This window comes from Clostridium omnivorum, assembly GCF_026012015.1.
Classification (GTDB): domain Bacteria; phylum Bacillota; class Clostridia; order Clostridiales; family Clostridiaceae; genus Clostridium_AX; species Clostridium_AX omnivorum.
This window is the reverse complement of sequence record NZ_BRXR01000001.1, coordinates 4,003,996-4,022,677: the sequence shown is the minus strand read 5'-3', so window position 1 is coordinate 4,022,677 and position 18,682 is coordinate 4,003,996. Positions and strand designations below refer to the sequence as shown.

The 18,682-nt window shown below is 32.1% G+C and carries 17 protein-coding genes and 1 other RNA gene; 2 read left to right on the top strand and 16 right to left on the bottom strand.

Annotated features, from left to right (window positions below; genetic code table 11):
* Positions 1-9: 9 nt before the first annotated feature.
* The gene (locus tag bsdE14_RS19010; protein WP_264851570.1) at positions 10-234 is read left to right on the top strand and encodes a hypothetical protein; all 225 of its coding nucleotides are present in this window, start codon (positions 10-12) and stop codon (positions 232-234) included.
* Between the two features lie 56 nt (positions 235-290).
* On the opposite strand, the gene rnpB is transcribed toward bsdE14_RS19010, so the two are convergent.
* The 7 genes from rnpB to bsdE14_RS18975 all read right to left on the bottom strand — a co-directional run bounded on the left by rnpB (position 291) and on the right by bsdE14_RS18975 (position 7,561).
* Positions 291-690, bottom strand: an RNA gene (rnpB, locus tag bsdE14_RS19005) — RNase P RNA component class A.
* Between the two features lie 141 nt (positions 691-831).
* The gene (locus bsdE14_RS19000; protein ID WP_264851569.1) at positions 832-1,647 is read right to left on the bottom strand and encodes a Nif3-like dinuclear metal center hexameric protein; all 816 of its coding nucleotides are present in this window, start codon (positions 1,645-1,647) and stop codon (positions 832-834) included.
* Positions 1,638-2,330 (bottom strand): tRNA (adenine(22)-N(1))-methyltransferase, encoded by a 693-nt coding sequence (locus bsdE14_RS18995; RefSeq protein ID WP_264851568.1) that lies wholly within the window; start codon positions 2,328-2,330, stop codon positions 1,638-1,640. Before bsdE14_RS18995 ends, bsdE14_RS19000 begins: the two co-directional genes overlap by 10 nt.
* A 91-nt stretch (positions 2,331-2,421) precedes the next feature.
* On the bottom strand, positions 2,422-3,309 hold the full coding sequence (locus tag bsdE14_RS18990) for a PH domain-containing protein (RefSeq protein ID WP_264851567.1): 888 nt from the start codon (positions 3,307-3,309) through the stop codon (positions 2,422-2,424).
* Positions 3,310-3,479: 170 nt separating this feature from the next.
* Complete coding sequence (rpoD, locus tag bsdE14_RS18985) at positions 3,480-4,565, bottom strand: RNA polymerase sigma factor RpoD (RefSeq protein ID WP_264851566.1); 1,086 nt, start codon at positions 4,563-4,565, stop codon at positions 3,480-3,482.
* Between the two features lie 2 nt (positions 4,566-4,567).
* Entirely contained in the window at positions 4,568-6,337 is a 1,770-nt protein-coding gene (gene dnaG, locus bsdE14_RS18980; RefSeq protein ID WP_264851565.1) for a DNA primase, read from the bottom strand.
* Positions 6,338-6,532: 195 nt separating this feature from the next.
* A complete protein-coding gene (locus bsdE14_RS18975; RefSeq protein WP_264851564.1) occupies positions 6,533-7,561 on the bottom strand; it encodes a deoxyguanosinetriphosphate triphosphohydrolase in 1,029 nt (342 codons plus the stop codon).
* Positions 7,562-7,685: 124 nt separating this feature from the next.
* On the opposite strand from bsdE14_RS18975, the gene bsdE14_RS18970 reads away from it, so the two are divergent.
* The gene (locus bsdE14_RS18970; RefSeq protein WP_264851563.1) at positions 7,686-8,753 is read left to right on the top strand and encodes a CotS family spore coat protein; all 1,068 of its coding nucleotides are present in this window, start codon (positions 7,686-7,688) and stop codon (positions 8,751-8,753) included.
* A 39-nt stretch (positions 8,754-8,792) separates the two neighbouring features.
* Here the strand turns inward: bsdE14_RS18970 and ppdK are convergent, their stop codons facing one another.
* The 9 genes from ppdK to bsdE14_RS18925 form a co-directional block, all read right to left on the bottom strand.
* Entirely contained in the window at positions 8,793-11,426 is a 2,634-nt protein-coding gene (gene ppdK / locus bsdE14_RS18965; RefSeq protein WP_264851562.1) for a pyruvate, phosphate dikinase, read from the bottom strand.
* A 93-nt stretch (positions 11,427-11,519) separates the two neighbouring features.
* On the bottom strand, positions 11,520-12,161 hold the full coding sequence (gene ccpN, locus bsdE14_RS18960) for a transcriptional regulator CcpN (protein ID WP_264851561.1): 642 nt from the start codon (positions 12,159-12,161) through the stop codon (positions 11,520-11,522).
* Between the two features lie 315 nt (positions 12,162-12,476).
* Complete coding sequence (locus tag bsdE14_RS18955) at positions 12,477-13,106, bottom strand: DUF4342 domain-containing protein (protein WP_264851560.1); 630 nt, start codon at positions 13,104-13,106, stop codon at positions 12,477-12,479.
* Complete coding sequence (recO, locus tag bsdE14_RS18950; RefSeq protein WP_264852302.1) at positions 13,099-13,854, bottom strand: DNA repair protein RecO; 756 nt, start codon at positions 13,852-13,854, stop codon at positions 13,099-13,101. The genes bsdE14_RS18955 and recO overlap by 8 nt, the downstream gene beginning before the upstream one ends.
* 61 nt (positions 13,855-13,915) lie before the next feature.
* Positions 13,916-14,800 carry a GTPase Era gene (gene era / locus bsdE14_RS18945; RefSeq protein WP_264851559.1) on the bottom strand — a complete coding sequence of 295 codons (885 nt, stop codon included), beginning with the start codon at positions 14,798-14,800 and terminating at the stop codon, positions 13,916-13,918.
* A 44-nt stretch (positions 14,801-14,844) separates the two neighbouring features.
* Positions 14,845-15,243: a cytidine deaminase gene (locus bsdE14_RS18940; RefSeq protein WP_264851558.1), complete on the bottom strand. Its 399-nt coding sequence runs from the start codon at positions 15,241-15,243 to the stop codon at positions 14,845-14,847.
* 96 nt (positions 15,244-15,339) lie between these two features.
* The gene (locus tag bsdE14_RS18935; protein ID WP_264851557.1) at positions 15,340-16,038 is read right to left on the bottom strand and encodes a diacylglycerol kinase; all 699 of its coding nucleotides are present in this window, start codon (positions 16,036-16,038) and stop codon (positions 15,340-15,342) included.
* A gap of 57 nt (positions 16,039-16,095) precedes the next feature.
* Positions 16,096-16,596, bottom strand: coding sequence for an rRNA maturation RNase YbeY (gene ybeY / locus bsdE14_RS18930; protein WP_264851556.1), 501 nt, complete (start codon positions 16,594-16,596; stop codon positions 16,096-16,098).
* Positions 16,593-18,671: an HD family phosphohydrolase gene (locus bsdE14_RS18925; protein WP_435382614.1), complete on the bottom strand. Its 2,079-nt coding sequence runs from the start codon at positions 18,669-18,671 to the stop codon at positions 16,593-16,595. Before bsdE14_RS18925 ends, ybeY begins: the two co-directional genes overlap by 4 nt.
* Positions 18,672-18,682: the final 11 nt, after the last annotated feature.

Sequence of the window (18,682 nt, the reverse complement as noted above, 5' to 3'; positions counted from 1 at the left end):
AGAATAAAAATGTATGACGAACTATTAAAAGAAGAATTAATTGAGAGTCTAGAAATTAATGGCGAGATAAGACTTTATAATGAAGAGGATGAAATATATATTAAACAATTAGAGGAAGACGAAGGAGAAGGTTATATTAGTAATACTAGAAAACGTTTTGATGACCCTAGGGAAGCTATTGAATGGGCTATAGAACAATTCGATGGCCTAGAAAATATTGAAGAGTGGGACTAATATTTTATTTATTATGAAACAAAAACACTAGGCGTTAACCTAGTGTTTTTCATGTTATGTTGACTAAACCTATAAGCCGAGTTCTGTATTTGACAGTCATCTATCTAGGCCTATTGTTACCAATAGGCTCAAGCGATACACCCGAAGGCGGAGCGGGCCGCCCCTTCATCTTGCGATGATGCCTTCCTATTCGATCTTGCTCCAGATGGGGTTTACATAGCCGCAAAGTCGCCAGTGCGCTGGTGAGCTCTTACCTCGCCTTTCCACCCTTACTAGGTAGCTCCTCACGAAACTACATTCATTAACTTCTTAAAATATAAGAAATTAATTCTAGCGGTATATCTCTGTTGCACTTTCCTTAGAGTTGCCTCCACTGGGGGTTACCCAGCACCCTGCCCTATGGAGCTCGGACTTTCCTCTCCTGCATTAAGCAGCAGCGACCGTCTGGCTTACTCAACGAATATTATATTATCACAGCTTAATTTAAAAAGCAAATATATTTTTATACCACTTTTGGTTTTTATACATATAGCTATTTGAATTATAATAATATATATTATGATTTCCTAATAATATAACCTTTAGTAATTTCATAAATTACTTATATTTATATGGATTTTTACTCTTATCAGAAACAATAATTGGTACATCTTCACCTAAATTAATAATTTCCTTTTTAATTATATCTGCAAGAAGCTTCATTGGTGCCCATTCAGTTGGAAAGTGTCCTGCATCTATAATTGCTATATTTTGCTCGTTAAAATCACTTACAAAATGATAAGTAGTATCTCCGGTTATTATACATTGCGCGCCCATATTCTTAGCGGATTCAAAATAATCTTCACCACTGCCATTAATAATTGCTACTTTTTCTATGGACATTTCTTCTTCACCAGAATATCTTAGTACTTTGATACCTAAAGAGTTTTTTACTTTATTGCACATTTCAGAAAGGAAAACAGGCTCTTTCAAGGTTACTAGCCTTCCTATTCCTAGGCTATCATCATGAATATTCTTTGAGTGATATGGTTCTATGATTTCCCATTCATCATAGCCCAAAATTCTAGTTACCAAATCATTAAGTCCATTTTCAGCTACATCCAAATTAGTATGGCTAGAATATAAATTAATATCACTCTTTATTAACTTTATTATTTTTTCACCCTGAAGTGTTTCTGTTGTAATGGAGTTTGGTTTTATAAACAATAAGGGGTGATGCGTAAAAATAAGATTACACTGCCTTTCAATTGCTTCATCAATAACTTCAAAGGTACAGTCTAATGCAATCAATATTGATGTTATAATACTTTCAGGATCACCTACCATAAGTCCTACATTGTCGTAATCTTCCTTAAGCTCCTTTGGCGCATATTTTTCAATAATCGCTCTAAAATCCTTAACTTTTAAAGACATAGTTTTTGCAACTCCTCTAGTTTTTCAATCTTATAGCGTAACTCTTTCTTTCGTGCTAAAGCTGTTTCTGTTATTTCATTAATATTATTATATATTTTGCTGTATTTATTCAATTTATAGCTTATGTATTGCTTAATTAATGGATGCTTCTTTTCAATAAGCTTCTCACTTATCTCATAAAATATAGGCTCCATTTCACGATAATTCTTCGAATAAGAAATCTTAATTATCTCGTAGTATTTACCTTCCTCATAGCATAATTCCTCAGCTAATATATTATATCCACTATTATAAATGTACTGTCTTAAAACCTCTGGGTTTTGTACAGGCTGTAATATTACAGTAGATAAATCTTTGAATATTTCCATGCTTTCTTCAATTATATCCCTAATTAGATTTCCACCCATACCAGCAATTATGGCACTCTGTGCTTCACCTATATTAATAGTTCTAAGGCCAGCCCCCTGACGGCAATCAATTTTATTCTCCAAATGATGATTTTTCACATTATTTTCAGCTTTCTTCACTGGTCCATAATTTATGTCAGAGGCAATTGCCCTATTACAGATTTTTCCCTCTACAAGAAATATTGGAATATAAGCATGATCTGTTCCTATATCAGCAACACACTCACAGCTATCTACCATTGATGCTATCTTGTTAAGTCTTATTCCAAGCTCCATAAATCCTCCTGTTTTTCTTATTCTTTAGTAAATGTTATAACATAAATACTTTTGTACTTTTAATAGACGCATATAAGTCCATAGTATTTAATTATCTAAATGTATATAGAACCCTTAATTGTATTATTAAAAACACTATGGCAATAGCTAATGCACCATATATAAATTTATTTCCTGATTTTTTATCATATCTGGCATAAAAAAACGATGCATAATACATGCAAAACAATATAGCCATATTAAGAAACCCATAAATAGCCTGATTAACCGCAAATTGTTTGCCAGTACCAAACTCAACAGGTATAAATGCAGCATCGAAATTAAGAGGCATCTTACTTGGCAGTTTATTCGTTAAATAAAGAATAAATGGATTTAAAGTAATAACTAAAGTTACTAAACTAGTAATAAAGAACGGAATGGAATATCGTTTTTCCTTATACAAATGTAAATCCTTATTTCTTTTAGTTTCCCATTCCAACTGATTTATTCCTCTTGAATTTAAAAATGATAGGATTTGCTGCAAGTTTTCTGGAGAAACCGCATAGTTCATATCTCTTACTTTTAAATATAAAATTTCTTTATTAGCAGTAACATACATTCTGGTTGTACCGATTTTATTTATTAAAAACTCGCCGTATGCAAAAGAAGATCTTCCAAATCCAGAAAGTCTTAACCCTTTAATAGTTCCTTCAGATATTGAATAACCGTCAATTTCATTTAATAAGAAATTAATTTTTCTTAATCCATATGCACCATTTATATAAAATTTATTTTCATCCATACTATAATATAAGTTTATGGATAATAAAATATAATAAATATGGTATAAGGTACAGCCTGCAAGCAATAACTTAAGAAGCATTGTTATTATATAAGAGTTTATTAGCATTAATAGTACCACAATTAGAGCATCATATATAATCATTGATGCTAGTACATAGTATCCCCCGGTTCCCTTTAACGCTTTAAATTTATTCATTTTATCACCTTCTTCTAATTATTATAACATAGTATTTGTATCATTAGAAATGTCTATATATTTATAATATTACTGATAAAGATAATTATACCCAACATTTTACATATGTTCCAGCACATTCATAATTTTATAATCTTCTTTATAAGAAAAAGCACCATAAAGATAGGTGCTTAATCAAGATAATCCTTTAACTTTTTACTTCTGCTTGGATGCCTTAATTTTCTAAGAGCTTTTGCTTCAATCTGTCTTATTCTCTCTCTAGTTACATTAAACTCTTTTCCAACTTCCTCAAGAGTTCTTGCTCTTCCATCATCAAGTCCAAATCTTAGTCTCAATACTTTTTCTTCTCTTGGAGTAAGTGTATCTAATACATTAATAAGCTGCTCCTTAAGCATTGTAAACGCTGCAGCTTCAGCAGGTGCTGGAGCTTCATCATCAGGTATAAAGTCACCAAGATGGCTATCCTCTTCCTCTCCAATTGGAGTTTCTAAAGATACAGGTTCTTGAGCAATTTTCATAATTTCTCTTACTTTATCAACTGGCATATCCATAATCTTTGCAACTTCTTCTGGAAGTGGCTCCCTACCTAATTCCTGGAGAAGTTGTCTTGATACTCTTATTAGTTTATTGATAGTTTCAACCATATGTACAGGTATTCTTATCGTTCTTGCCTGATCAGCTATTGCACGTGTAATAGCCTGCCTAATCCACCAAGTAGCGTATGTACTAAATTTAAAGCCTTTTCTATAATCGAACTTTTCTACCGCCTTAATTAAGCCTAAATTACCTTCTTGTATTAAATCAAGGAAAAGCATGCCTCTTCCTACATATCTTTTAGCTATACTAACAACTAATCTGAGGTTTGCTTCAGCTAATTTCTTTTTAGCCGCTTGATCACCCTGTTCAATTCTGTTTGCCAGTTCTATTTCTTCCTCAGGTGATAATAGAGGCACCTTTCCAATTTCCTTTAAATACATTCTTACAGGATCATCTATAGCTATTCCTTCTGGCACTGAAAGGTCTAAGTCTTCTTCTTGAACCTCCATATCCTGCATATCGCCAATAACGTCAATGCCCATATTTTCAAGGACTTCATAAACTTTTTCAATTTGTTCTGGACTTATATCAATTTCTTCTAGTTCATCCATAATCTCTTTATAGGTTAGAGTACCGCTTTTTTTGCCTTTTTCAATAAGTCTTTTAACTATTACCATTTTTGCGCCTTTGTCTTTCATATAGTTACCTCCTTCCGCCATGCTTACAATCTTCCAAGTTCTTTTTGTATATAAATTAGTTCCTGAGCTAGCTTAAGAGACTCATCCATAAGTCCATTCAATTCACATTGTTTAATTTTATTCATAATTTCTTTTTTCGACTCCTCTAACCTGTATTTTTTTATTTCTTTTGTAAAATCTAATATTAATTTTTCAAAATCTTCATCCTCATATATTAGTTCCATTTCCAATATATGAGTCCATTCTTTAGAACTTTCTATATTATCGCAATTTAATTCAATGCGGTTCTGCCTTTCCTTATGATCCAAGTCTATGTTCTCACATATAAGGTCAAATATTTTCTTATGGCTTTCCATTATAAATTGATCTTTTGAAATAGTTTTAATTATAGCATCATAAGCATCTTTTTCATCATGCATTAGTCTAAGAATACTTCTCTCCGCCTTTATATATGAAGGCTCTACATATAATTTTTGTCCAAAATTATCCAAAGTATTCATATCTTGCATATTGCTGCTGTTCTTGTGAATATTATCACTTATTAAGTCATAAATTGCCTGCTCTTTTATGCCAGCTTCTTCAGATATCTGTTTTATGTAGATATCTTTTTCTACTGGATTTAAATCTGAGATAATTTCAGCTGCATTCTTAATAAATGAAATAACCATCTCATGATTGTTTAAATCAATTCCCTCTTTTGCCCTTTTAATTTTATAATCTATAAGAGGTAAAGCATTATCAATGAGCTTTAAAAACGCATCTCTGCCATTACTTCTTATATACTCATCTGGATCCTTACCTTGAGGCACAGTAAGTACTCTTACGTCAAACCCCTCACCTTTTAATATTTGGAGTCCTCTTATAGTAGCACTTTGACCAGCTAAATCAGCATCATAAGAAATTATTACCTTATCTACATATCTCTTAAGAAGTTTTGCCTGATTAATTGTTAGTGCTGTTCCTAATGACGCTACAACATTAGTTATTCCATATTGATGAAGAGATATACAATCCATGTAGCCTTCAACAATAATTATTGTTCTATCTTCTATTTTATTCTTGATTGAAAAGTTTAGTCCATAAAGATTTGTGCCTTTTTTAAATACTGCAGTTTCTGGTGAGTTTAAATACTTTGGTTTAGAATCGTCTAAAACTCTACCTCCAAATCCTATGACCCTACCCCTGCTATCAAATACTGGGAACATAACTCTATTTCTAAACCTATCATAATAGTTTCCTTTTTCATTCCTAATTATAAGCCCAGCATTTAACATATCTAACTCTGAATAGCCTTTACTTTTTAGATATTTTAAAAGCGTAACCCAGTTATCCAGCGCATATCCAAGTCCAAATCTTCTTATGGTCCCCTCAGTTATACCTCTTCCTAAAAAATAGCTTTTAGAGCTTTTACTTCCCTGCAAGTTTTTGTAAAAGAATCTTGCAGCTTCAGTATTAATCTTGTATAACCTTTCATAGGGATCTTTTCTTACAGTCTTTTGTCCTTCTTCCTCAATCTGAATATTCGCCCTTTCAGCTAAAAGCTTTAAAGCTTCTGTAAAGCCAAGATTTCTGTATTTCATAACAAAAGTTATGACATTACCAGCTTCTCCACAGCCAAAGCATTTATAAATCTGTTTATCCTGAGATACACTAAAAGAAGGTGTTTTTTCATGGTGAAAAGGACACAGTCCCGAATAATTTCTGCCAGACTTTTTGAGCCTAACGCTCTCAGATATTACATCCACAATATCATTTTGTTCTTTAACTTTTTGGATGGTATCTTCTGATATCAATGAATCCTCCCACCTAACTATTTATTTTTCACAACAAGATTATTTATATTCGACATAAATTACTATATTCCTTCTTAATTTCTACTTTTTTATTAAAAATGCATAATAAAATTATATTCTACATGGTTGCATACATTCCTTTAATCTAAGCAAATAATATTTTGCCCAATATATAGTAAAAATTATTCTCTATTTTTAATATATTACAAACTTTGGAACATATATTTTATTAAAAGTTGCAAGACAATAGTCATCACTCATTCCAGCAATATAATCGGCTACCCCTTGATAAAGTCCTTCTTTATCAACAATAGTCCTATAAAACTCTGGCATATTCTCAGGATGATTATAAAAATGTATAAAAACCTGTTCTAAAACAAATCTTGCCTTATTTCTTTCCTCTTGTAGAATAACTCCCTTATATATATTCTCAAACATAAAATTTCTTAATTCTGATAAAGTTTTTTCAATATCACTGCTTAAAGTAACTTCAGGCTTATTACTATCTATATTTTTCAAAGTGGAATATATGCAATTCTTAACCAGCGTATCTATTCTAGTGCTGTGGGACTCTCCTAAGGTTTTTAGAAGCTCAATAGGTATCTCAGCTTCCTTTAATAGTCCAGCCCTTATAGAATCATCTATATCATGATTTACGTATGCTATTTTATCACTATACTTTACAACCTGTCCTTCCAAAGTATATGACTTTTTAGCACTAGTTGAAAAACCACTGTGATAAAGAATACCATCTAAAACTTCACTTGTTAAATTTAACCCTTTTCCCTGTTTCTCTATTCTAGTTAACACCCTTACACTGTTAACATTATGCTTAAATCCTCCAGGAAGCAGCTTATTTAAAACCTCTTCCCCATTATGTGCAAAAGCAACATGACCAATATCATGACCTAAAGCAATAGCCTCAATTAAATCTTCATTAAGTCCAACACCCTTACCAATAGTTTTTGCAATCTGTGCAACCTCCAAAGTATGGGTAAGCCTAGTCCTATAGTGATCGCTTGAGGTTTTTATGTATACTTGTGTTTTATGCTTAAGTCTTCTAAAAGACTTGCTATGAATAATTCTATCACGGTCTACCATATAGGGAGTTCTTATTTCGTCATCTTCTTCCTCCAAATGTCGGCCTTTTGTAGAAGCTGAAAAAGCAGCATAAGGTATTAGAACTTTTCTTTCATTATTCTGGATTTTTTCCCTAATAATCATATAAAAACTCCTTCCATTTCTTTTATTCTATACTTGATTAAAAATCCCTTTTTTTATTTATTATGTATATTGTAAAAACTTTTTTAATATCTTATAGTGAAGACTGTTTTTAAGGAGTGGTATAATGCCTGATGAGGCTAAATCATATAACATAAACCTATTATCTGAAGAAAACATTAAAAAATACGTTCTACCAAGGTATGGATTAGAAAATGCAGAAATAACACAGATAAAATTTAAAGATACTGATAAGCAGAGGGCTGTTTATAAAATTACTATAGATGAGAAATACTACTGTCTTAAGAAAGTTTATTTTCCTATGGAAGAACTATTATTCGTGTATTCTGCAGTAGAATGGCTCTATAGAAATGATATAAAAGTTCCAAGAATATTACCAACAAAAGATAATAATAGATATGCAATTTTTGAAGACATGCTGTTTATACTAACCCCTTGGATTGAAGGAAGTAAATGCAGTTATGATAATATCTCCAATGTATTAGATTCTAGTTCCAATCTAGCTAGAATACATAGACGAACTAAAAATTTCGCTCCAATTAAAGGAAGCTCAAAGAGAGAAGGCGTTGAAGATTTGTATACATCATTCTTTAAGCACTTTCAACAAATATTGTTATGCTCTAATTTAGCTTTTAGATACGGAGACAAATTTTCAAAAATGTTTCTCCAGCATTTTGATTCAAACCTATTGCTAGCACAGACAGCTGTTGAAGTGGCCGCTACTATTGATAATAGTAAGCTTTCTACTTCTTTATGTCATCTTGACTATGTTAACAAAAATATTATTTTTGACGATAGTGGCAGCCCTTGGACCATTGATTTTGATAAATGCAAAATCGATTTTAGTGTCCATGATGTTTCATATTTCCTGAGAAGATTACTAAAAAGAGACAATACAAAATGGGATCTTGAATTAACTATAAATATCCTTAAGCTGTATGAAGAAATTAATCCGTTAAACTTTGATGAGTACAAATATATATTAGTATATCTTTCTTTCCCCCAAAAGTTTTGGAAAATTTCTAGGGATTATTATAACAACATCAACAAATGCAACAAAAATTCTTTTGTAACCTTATTAAGCAAGACCAATGAAAAAAATGATTATCAGCTCAAATTTATAGAAGGCTTTAGTGCATATATTGAAAAAAAGTTTAATCAAAGACTGAATTAAAAAAAGTCGCTAGAACTACTAGCGACTTTTAATGTTATATTACTTTCTTGGGTTTTTTACTTGAGCATGTGCAGCTGCAAGTCTTGCAACTGGTACTCTGAATGGTGAACAGGATACATAGTTTAATCCTACACTGTGGCAGAATTCAACTGATGATGGGTCTCCACCATGTTCTCCACAAATACCAAGCTTAATGTTTGGTCTTGTAGCTTTTCCTTTTTGAGCTGCCATTTGAACTAATTGTCCAACGCCTGTTTGGTCAAGTTTTGCAAATGGATCAAACTCGTATATCTTCTTTTCATAATAGTGCTTTAAGAAGTTTCCAGCATCATCTCTTGAGAATCCAAATGTCATTTGAGTTAAGTCATTTGTTCCAAATGAGAAGAATTCAGCTTCTTTAGCTATTTCATCAGCAGTAAGAGCTGCTCTAGGTATTTCTATCATAGTACCAACCATGTACTTCATATCAACACCTTTTTCTTTTATTATCTCGTCAGCAATTCTTACAACTACATCTTTAACATACTTTAATTCCTTAACTTCTCCAACAAGAGGAATCATTATTTCTGGAACTATATCGTAGCCTTTTCTAGCCTTAACGTCTATAGCAGCTTCGATAACAGCTCTAGTTTGCATTTCAGCTATTTCAGGGTATGATACTGCAAGTCTGCAGCCTCTGTGTCCCATCATTGGGTTAAACTCATGTAGTGATTCTACAGTAGCTTTTAACTCTTCAAAAGTTAATCCCATTTCAACTGCTAATGCTTTAATATCTTCATCTTCGTGAGGTAAGAATTCATGTAGTGGTGGATCAAGGAATCTTATAGTTACAGGTCTGTATTCCATAGCCTCATAGATACCTATGAAGTCTTCCCTTTGCATTGGAAGTAACTTTTCAAGAGCTTTTCTTCTTTGCTCTTCTGTCTTAGCTACTATCATTTCTCTCACTGCAGCTATTCTATCTTCTTGGAAGAACATGTGCTCTGTTCTGCAAAGACCGATACCTTCAGCTCCAAACTTGACTGCTTGAGCAGCATCTCTTGGAGTATCAGCATTAGTTCTAACCTTTAAGCTTCTTATTTCATCTGCCCAACCCATGAATGTTCCGAAGTATCCAGATATTTCTGGATCAACTGTCTTTATAGCTCCAGAGTAAACATTTCCTGTGCTTCCATCTATTGATAAGAAGTCATTTTGAGTTAATGTTAATCCAGCAACTTCTATTGTCTTTTCTTCTTCGTTAACTTTTATGTCACCGCAACCAGCAACACAGCAAGTTCCCATACCTCTCGCAACAACAGCAGCGTGAGAAGTCATTCCACCTCTTACTGTTAATATACCTTCAGCAGCAACCATTCCTTCTATATCTTCTGGAGAAGTTTCTAGTCTAACTAGAACAACTTTTTCTCCCTTTTCAGCTCTTTCTTTAGCTTCTTCAGCAGTAAATGTTATTTTACCACAAGCAGCGCCTGGAGATGCTGGAAGTCCCTTTGCAATTACTTTAGCAGCCTTTAAATCAGCAGCATCAAATGCTGGGTGAAGTAAGCTGTCTAATTGCTTTGGATCAACTTTTAGTATAGCTTCTTCCTTTGTGCACATTCCTTCTTCAACTAGATCAACAGCAATCTTTAATGCAGCTTGAGCTGTTCTCTTACCATTTCTAGTTTGTAGGAAGTAAAGCTTACCATCTTCTATTGTAAACTCCATATCTTGCATATCTTTGTAGTGGTTCTCTAATGTATTTACGATACCCATAAATTGCTTATAAACTTCTGGGTTTCTCTTTTCAAGTGTTGAAATATCTTCTGGTGTTCTGATACCAGCAACAACGTCTTCACCTTGAGCATTCATTAGATACTCAGCATATATCTTCTTTTCTCCAGTAGATGGGTTTCTTGAGAATGCAACTCCTGTACCAGAAGTTTCTCCCTTGTTACCAAATACCATTGATTGTACATTAACTGCTGTACCCCAGCTTGATGGTATATCATTCATTCTTCTGTAAACTATAGCTCTTGGGTTATCCCATGATCTAAATACAGCTGTAACTGATTCAATTAATTGAAGCTTTGGATCTGTTGGGAAATCCTCTCCCTTTGCTTCCTTATAGAATGCTTTAAATCTCTTAACAACTTCCTTAAGATCGTTTGCATCTAATTCAGTATCAAGCTTAACACCCTTAGCTTCTTTAACTTCATCAAGAATGTTTTCAAAGTTTCTCTTTTCAACTTCCATAACAACGTCTGCAAACATTTGGATAAATCTTCTGTATGAATCATAAGCAAATCTTTCATTTCCAGTAAGTCTTGCCATTGCTTCAACAGTGTCATCATTTAATCCAAGGTTAAGTATAGTGTCCATCATTCCTGGCATAGAAGCTCTAGCACCAGATCTAACAGATACTAATAATGGATTTTCAATGCTTCCAAATTTTTTGCCAGTGATTTCTTCTAACTTAGCCATGTTTTGAAGGATTTCGTCGATAACTTCTTCAGCTATCTTCTTACCATCATCATAATATTTGTTACAAGCTTCTGTTGTAACTGTAAATCCTTGTGGAACTGGTATTCCTAAAATTGTCATTTCAGCAAGGTTAGCGCCTTTTCCACCAAGAAGCTCTCTCATAGAGCCGTTACCTTCGCTAAAAAGGTAAACATACTTTTTGTTTGTCATATGTAACACCCCTTTGGTAAATTAATGGTTTGTTGTTTAATTTGTATATCTAACGGGTTTTTTGGTGTCCCGGTTAGGTCATTAAAAAACCAGCTATCCATTTTCTCCTAGTTTAACAAATAGTCTGGTTATGTTTGTCTTAGATACTTTACCTACAATTGTAAAAGCTTCTTTTGAACCATCAAAGGCCCTTTCAACCACTGGTAAGCTGTCAACTTCATGTTCAATAATTCTCTGTGCAGCAAGATATGCGCTATCTTCCTTCTCTATGTACACTATATTAGGCATCCTTGTCATAATAATCCCAACAGGAACCTTATGAATATCAGTTCCACCCATAGCTATTTTCAAGAAATCTTTCCTCGAAGCAGCTCCAATGAGGTAACCATTGTTTTGAACAAACAAGGTACCAACATCATTTAAAAACAGATGTACAATAGCATCATATATAGAAGTGCCTTCATCAACTACTACAGGATTTGACATAATGTCAGCAACCTTTATATTTCTTATATAGTCATAAATCAAACTGTAGGATGGCTTTTTTGAATATATATATCCAACTTTAGGCCTAGCTTCTAAAATACCTGTCATAGTTAAAATAGCCAAATCAGGCCTCAAGGCAGCCCTAGTAACATTTAACCTTTCGGCTAATGCTTCACTGGTAATAGGTGGATTCTCTTTCACTAATCTAATAATTTCTTCTTGTCTAGGTGTAAGTTTTATTGTGTCCACCCTCTTTCATTTTACTATAAAACTATTATAGCACCATTATGATAAAAATAATGCACATCAGAATTATTTTTATCATAGAATTAATAGAATATTCCTGAATTAATAGAAATTTCATAAATTTACGATATTTCTCTTCATTATTCACATTTGCATTATTTTATAATATTTATTGTGCTTTAAATATTTTACCTAAATTATAATATAAATGCAATAACTAATTTATATTTTATGCAAATTAATATACTTTATAGTGAAAATGTCTAAAAATTCATGTAAAAGACCAGCAATAATTATAAAATACTGCTGGCCTCTTAATTACTTTTCTTCGTCTATATCATCAAATTTAACTGTATATTTGAAAACATTTTCATCTGTGCTTTCTGGTTCATTCTTTTTTGTATTGAACTTTTCTTTCACATCTGAAGCAGCATCTGTTACTTTTTCCTTCATATCAGAAGTAACATCTGACATTTTTTCTTTTACATCTGATACTACATCAGACATTTTTTCCTTTACTTCCTGAACGGTAGATTGTATAGTCTTATTTATAACTTCTACTGTTCCATCGCTCTTGGTAAGCTCAATAGTGATTTTTGTAACTACTGCACTTACAACTCCAATTGCAATTATAGGGGCCCATATAGCATAAGCAATAACACCAACAGCTATTCCAGCATTTACTGGCATATCAATTAATACTTTTTCATCCTTTTTCACTTTAATTCTAGTTATATTTCCTTTGTTGATAATATCTTTTAACCAAGTCAAAAACTCATCTTTAGTTGTGTAGATATTATCCATTGGAGACTTTTTATTCTTTTCAATGTAAATTAAAGCATCTACCACGTTGCAATCACAAGCTTCTAGCGCTTCCTTAGCCTCTGCATAAGTAACTCCTGTTCTTTCTCTAACAATATCAATTTTTTCAAGTGTGATTTCACTCATTTTTCTCACTCCCTTTAAAATAATCAAATATTTCTAAACTCTTAGGTCTTCTAGTATAATTATTAGCAATAATTAATGAAAGTATTTTATATAACTCTTTTTTAGAATCTTCAGTTATAGTAAGTCTGTGAAGCTTATCTAATGGTGCTTTATTTAAGTATCTTAATGCATTGTATGTGCCATAGCTAATATTCATACCATTAACCTTTTCACAATCCTCGCATACTCCACCATAATACTGTAGATTTATATAATTTGACTTATATAATTTCTTTTTACAAATACTACAATTTTCTATATTCATTCCATACCCAGTAGCTCTTAATACTTTAATTTCAAAAGCCCTTGCTAATATTTCGAAATCTACTGCTTTGGTCTTTAGCAAATATAATACAGTGATAAAGTCCTTAAACAGTTCTCTATTACTTTCCTCTTCTTGTAAAGCAATATCAATAAGTTCACAAAAATAGGATGCATAGGTTAAACTGTCAATATCCTTAAGAAAATCCTGAAAAGAATCAATTAGTTCTCCTTCTGTTATGTTATATAAGCTTTTACCCCTATATACCACATATTCTCCATAGCAAAAGCCCAATGACAAAGATAAAAACTTACTTTTATTTCTTTTTGCACCTTTAGCCACAGCAGATATTTTCCCTAGTTTTTCTGAAAACAGCCAAACAATTTTATCCGCTTCTTTGAGGTCAAAAGTTTTAATTACTACTGCTTTTGTTTTAAAACTGGCCAGAAAAAATCATCTCCTAATGCTATTATACCCCATATTGAAAAAATATTTGTATTTTATATTGTTATTTCTTATATCCAAGTTCTTTTAAAATAAGAGGATTGTCTCTCCACTCTTTCTTTACCTTAACCCAAAGTTTTAAGTATACCTTTTGTCCTAAAAACTTTTCAATATCTTGTCTTGCATAGGTAGATATCTTTTTAAGCATTGCTCCGCCTTTTCCTATTATAATTCCCTTGTGAGAATCCTTTTCGCACAGCATAGTAGCTTCAATATTATATATACCCTTTTCATCCTTTTTCATGGTTATAATTTCTACTGCAATTCCATGTGGTACTTCCTCAGATAAAAGCCTTAATGCCTTTTCTCTTATAGTCTCTGAGACTATAAACCTTTCCTGCTGATCAGTAATCATATCATCAGGATAATATTTAGGACCTTCTGGCATATATTTTACCATTAACTCTTTTAACGTATCTGTATTTTTCCCTTTTATTGCAGATATAGGGATAATTTCAGCAAAATTAAAATACTCTGAGTAATTCTTCAATGTTATAGCTACTCTTTCATCCGTATTTTCATCAATTTTATTTAGCACTAAAAAAACCGGAACATTAGAGTTCCTTAATTGCTCCAATATATATTGATCTCCTTTTCCTACTTCCATATCTGGTGTAGTCAAGAAAAGTATCAAATCCACCTCATTTACGGTTTCTTCTGCAATTTTAACCATAAATTCACCCAGTTTATGTCTTGGCTTATGGATACCAGGAGTATCCACAAAAACAATTTGATAATCCTCTCCACTCATTATACTCTGTATATTATTTCTTGTAGTCTGTGGTTTGCTGGATACTATAGAAAGTTTTTCACCCATAATATGATTAATAAGTGTAGACTTACCTACATTTGGTCTTCCAATAATTGTTACAAATCCTGATTTAAACATATAGAGTTTTTGCTCCTCTCGCACTATGCGTTCATTTATGTATTTTATCGTTCTAAATCCTCTTTAGTAAATGCACCAGGCAATATTTGTTCCATAGACTTTACTAAAAAGTCATTTTCGTCTTTACCTAAAATTATTTCAATATCATCGCAGGCAAATTCTAGTATAACCTGTCTGCAGATTCCACATGGGTATGTATATCCTATTGCATCTCCAACTATTGCGATCTTCTTAATCTTTGTATGACCTTCTGATACTGCCTTAAATATAGCTGTTCTCTCAGCACAGTTTGTTGCTCCATATGAAGCATTTTCTATATTACATCCACTGTATACGCTTCCATCTTCAGTAAGTAAAGCTGCCCCAACTCTAAATTTTGAATAAGGTACATATGCCTTTTCTTTAGCTTTAAGAGCTTCAATAACCAATTCTTTATTTTCCATTTAAGTAACCTCCAAGTTTTGGCTTAACTGTTTAATAAATGTTGTATATCAATTATAGCACTTATTATTAATATTTCAACAATATTACAACTATAATTACCCAAATATCTTAAACAGCAGTATTGTAATAATTGTGCCAAATATAGCACCAGCAGTTACTTCTAAGATTGAATGCACATTGGAATCAACTCTACTTTGTGCCACTATAAATGCTAATAAATAGCTAAGCAGTATTACTAGTGGCTCAGCTGAAACCATCGCAATTGTCGTTGCTACAGTGAACGCAATGGCACTGTGTCCACTAGGCATACCTCCCCTTAAAGGAGTACCTTCTCCGAATCTAGCTTTAACTACTATTGTAGCTATGAAAACTATAATTAATATTATAAAAATCATATATGGATTAGATTGCTTTATTTTACTAATTACAATAAAACTTATAGAATTAAGTTTTTCCCAAAATATGATATAACCTACAACTATAGCATTAACTGCTGTTACTAATACAGCGCCTGCAGCAGTATTCTTTGCTATCTTAGCTAATGGATGATAAAAGTTTGCGGTTATGTCAATGGAACATTCAATAGCTGTATTAATCATTTCCGCCATGATAACCATAGTTATAGTTATAGTTAAAATTAATATTTCAAATTTGCTTAAATCGTAAAAAAAACATGCAGTTAGAACTATTAAAGCTGCTATCATATGAATCCTCATATTTCTTTGAGTTCTCACTGCATATACAATACCAGAAATTGCATAGTTAAAACTATCTACTAGTTTCTTAACCTTCATATAATTACCCCTTTATTGTTACTTAATGCTGCAAATTTATTCTTTTGTATAATTTATCTATCTATTTATATTAAATTTTGATAGTATTTCTTCTTCTCTGCTCCTCATAACAACTTTATCCTCATCTTCAATGTGGTCATAACCAAGCAAATGCAAGATAGAATGTATAGTTAAATAACATGCTTCTCTATAAAAACTATGTTCAAACTCTTTACTTTGCTCTAGTGCCTTTTCTAACGATAGAGCTATATCACCTAGCACTAATTTACCTTCATCAAAATAGCTATCATCAAATTTATGGTTTATGTATACCTCCTTGAAAACATTATGAGGAGGATATTCCAGCATTGGAAAAGAAAGTACATCTGTTTCTCGCTTGATATTTCTAAATTCAGAATTGAGCCGCTTTATTTCTTCATTGTCAACAAAAATAATACTAACTTCATATTCTTGATTTACTTTTTCTTCTCTTAATGCGTATTCAACAACTTGGTTCAAGATATCCTCAAGCTCATTATCTACTTCTATCTTATTTTGTCTGTTATCTATAAAAATCATTCTTTAATCTCCTCATTTTGTTTTTTTGCCCACTTATCAGTAGGATACTCTATCCTTTGATGGTATATTCCTGATAATGACTTCAAAAATGCCTTTTTTATTTTATCCAAATCCTTCAGTGTTAACTCACAGTTATCTAGCTGTCCTTCTGCCAGTTTATCTTTGAATATGCTGTCTACCATAGACTCAATTTTTTCACTAGTTGGTTCATTTATTGACCTAACCGATGCTTCTATGCTATCAGCCAGCATAACAATTCCTGCTTCCTTTGAATATGGAATTGGACCAGGGTATCTAAAGTCTTCTTCATTAATACTTTCAGGATTATCAGAAGAATTTTTTGCAGTTATATAAAAGTATTTAACAAGCGAATCACCATGGTGTTGTTCAATTACATCCCTAATAATTCTTGGAACCTTAAAATCCTTTGCAAGTTCTAACCCATCCTTTACATGTGATGTAATAATTAATGCACTCAAATTTGGAGTTATTTTATTATGTGGATTATCACCATTTAACTGATTTTCTTTAAAGAAAAACGGCCGCTTGATTTTTCCTATATCATGATAATAAGAAGATACTCTTGCAAGTACTGGATTCCCACCAACTTCTTCTGCAGCTACCTCCGCAAGATTGGCAACTATCACACTGTGATGATAGGTACCTGGTGCCTCCATTAGAAGCTTTTTCAATAGTGGATTATTAGGATTTGACAACTCTAATAGCTTTATTGTTGTTACTATATCAAAAGTACTTTCAAAGAAAGGTAAGAAGCCTATAGTAAGCACACCTGATAAACAACTAGATACTACAGATAAAATAGCATTTTTTAAAATATCCAAAGCATTGTTGCTTAAAAGAAAACCAATTGAAAAAGAAGTTATCAAATTTATCATCGATATTGATAAGCAAGCATATAAAATATCGTTTCTCTGCTGCATTTTCCTAAGAATAATTGCACCCATCACAGCATTTATAACAGCAAGCAGGGTTGTCTCAATTTTAAAGCCCATAGCTGCGCTTATGAGTAAAGTATTAATTACACTAATTGCAAGTGATATTTTGTGGTCTAAAAGTAAGGTCATTAGCATGGGTATACAGGCAAATGGTATTAGAAATGGCGAAGCAAGACTTAATACCCTTGCCAAAATAACCGAGATACAGCCAAGCAAATTTATCATCATATATTTCTTTAAATCCCAATACAGCTCATTATGATACCTGAATAGATAATAGCTCTCCACTATCAATATAAAGGCTACAAACACCGCTAAACTTACATATAAGTACCATTCAGAAGGACCACCATTGTTTAATAATCCTATAGTCTTAAGTAGTTCCAGTTGATATTTTGTAACTGGCTCTCCCTCTTTAACGATTATTTGGTCCTTTTTAATCATTACTGGGGAAACCTTTTTTATAGCTTCTTTTTTTAATTCCTCAGTTTTATCCTTATCATAAATTGAATTAGGTTTTATTTGTGAATTTGCAATAGTAGTTCCTATATCTCTTATTGCTTTGGAAAATTTCGAACTATTAAATTTTAAAAGTACAGTCTCCTGTGCCCTTTTCAATTTTTCATCATTTATTTCTTTTGAAACTTCAGGATTATATTCAATAGAATTATCATATATTTCTGATAGTGTGCTGACAATAAAATCCTGCAAGCCTTTTAGTTCATCCTTTGATAATTTTAATAGATATGAAATATCATCATCAGATAAGGCTATATCCGTGCTGCCTTTTAGTTTACTAATCTTATCTTTTTCATCACTGTTTAAATCTTTAAGTTTTACAAGTTCAACAAAAAGATTATTTATGTGATCTATAGCAGTATCCTTAATCTCAGTTTTTTTTGTATATTGTGGTTGTACCGAATTTTCTGTATCTCTTATTCTAGCTTCTGTACTTATCTCATCCTTAAATTCTCTCTGTGCCTTTATATTAGTCTTTGCAATTTCTCCTTCTTTTAATGTATATTTTTTAGTTGCAATAGACGTAAGCAAAGCTGAATAAATAACTAAAAAAGAAATGACGAAAATTATTATATGCTTAAGTTTATTTTTCTTTAACATATCTTTTATGT

Coding starts and splice junctions, on each gene's coding strand:
- bsdE14_RS19010 (WP_264851570.1), top strand. CDS start 10: ATGTATGACGAACTATTAAAAGAAGAATTAATTGAGAGTCTAGAAATT.
- bsdE14_RS19000 (WP_264851569.1), bottom strand. CDS start 1,647: ATGTCTTTAAAAGTTAAGGATTTTAGAGCGATTATTGAAAAATATGCG.
- bsdE14_RS18995 (WP_264851568.1), bottom strand. CDS start 2,330: ATGGAGCTTGGAATAAGACTTAACAAGATAGCATCAATGGTAGATAGC.
- bsdE14_RS18990 (WP_264851567.1), bottom strand. CDS start 3,309: ATGAATAAATTTAAAGCGTTAAAGGGAACCGGGGGATACTATGTACTA.
- rpoD (WP_264851566.1), bottom strand. CDS start 4,565: ATGGCGGAAGGAGGTAACTATATGAAAGACAAAGGCGCAAAAATGGTA.
- bsdE14_RS18975 (WP_264851564.1), bottom strand. CDS start 7,561: ATGATTATTAGGGAAAAAATCCAGAATAATGAAAGAAAAGTTCTAATA.
- bsdE14_RS18970 (WP_264851563.1), top strand. CDS start 7,686: ATGCCTGATGAGGCTAAATCATATAACATAAACCTATTATCTGAAGAA.
- ppdK (WP_264851562.1), bottom strand. CDS start 11,426: ATGACAAACAAAAAGTATGTTTACCTTTTTAGCGAAGGTAACGGCTCT.
- bsdE14_RS18955 (WP_264851560.1), bottom strand. CDS start 13,106: ATGAGTGAAATCACACTTGAAAAAATTGATATTGTTAGAGAAAGAACA.
- era (WP_264851559.1), bottom strand. CDS start 14,800: ATGTTTAAATCAGGATTTGTAACAATTATTGGAAGACCAAATGTAGGT.
- bsdE14_RS18940 (WP_264851558.1), bottom strand. CDS start 15,243: ATGGAAAATAAAGAATTGGTTATTGAAGCTCTTAAAGCTAAAGAAAAG.
- bsdE14_RS18935 (WP_264851557.1), bottom strand. CDS start 16,038: ATGAAGGTTAAGAAACTAGTAGATAGTTTTAACTATGCAATTTCTGGT.
- ybeY (WP_264851556.1), bottom strand. CDS start 16,596: ATGATTTTTATAGATAACAGACAAAATAAGATAGAAGTAGATAATGAG.
- bsdE14_RS18925 (WP_435382614.1), bottom strand. CDS start 18,671: ATGTTAAAGAAAAATAAACTTAAGCATATAATAATTTTCGTCATTTCT.